General features: G+C 60.2%; 1 protein-coding gene and 1 pseudogene. One reads left to right on the plus strand and one right to left on the minus strand.

Translation table 11 applies throughout. From position 1 onward, the window contains the following. Window positions 1–192: pseudogene (locus B4F73_RS14825) on the plus strand (alkane 1-monooxygenase); the annotation flags it as partial. Window positions 193–216: 24 nt separating this feature from the next. Here B4F73_RS14825 and B4F73_RS14830 read toward each other — a convergent pair. Then, on the minus strand, window positions 217–347 hold a 131-nt coding region (locus tag B4F73_RS14830), incomplete at its 5' end, for an aspartate 1-decarboxylase (protein ID WP_290483668.1).

The raw sequence follows: 347 nt of genomic DNA on the forward strand, positions 1-347 counted from the left end.
CCGGAAGAGAAAATGCGCGCGTCACACATGCTGAATTTCAGCATCATCGGGGACGCGGATACGGTGAAACGCGGCGTCGAGGCCCTGCTCGCCCGCACACAGGCCGACGAGCTGATGATCGTCTCCGACATGTATGATGTCGACAAGCGCCTACGCTCGTTCGAAATCATCGCGAACGTCCTGAAAGACTGAATTGTCGTTTGATGACCGCCCCGGCTAGACGGGGCGCTTGATCTCGTTGTGGTCGTCCAGCAGCACAACGGTCGGCGCATGCTGGCGGGCCTTGTCGGCATCGATCCCGGCAAAGGCCGCAATGATGACTTTGTCACCGGCCGCAAAGTGGCGGG

It is taken from the genome of Hyphomonas sp. UBA3601 (assembly GCF_002375605.1).
Taxonomy (GTDB): domain Bacteria; phylum Pseudomonadota; class Alphaproteobacteria; order Caulobacterales; family Hyphomonadaceae; genus Hyphomonas.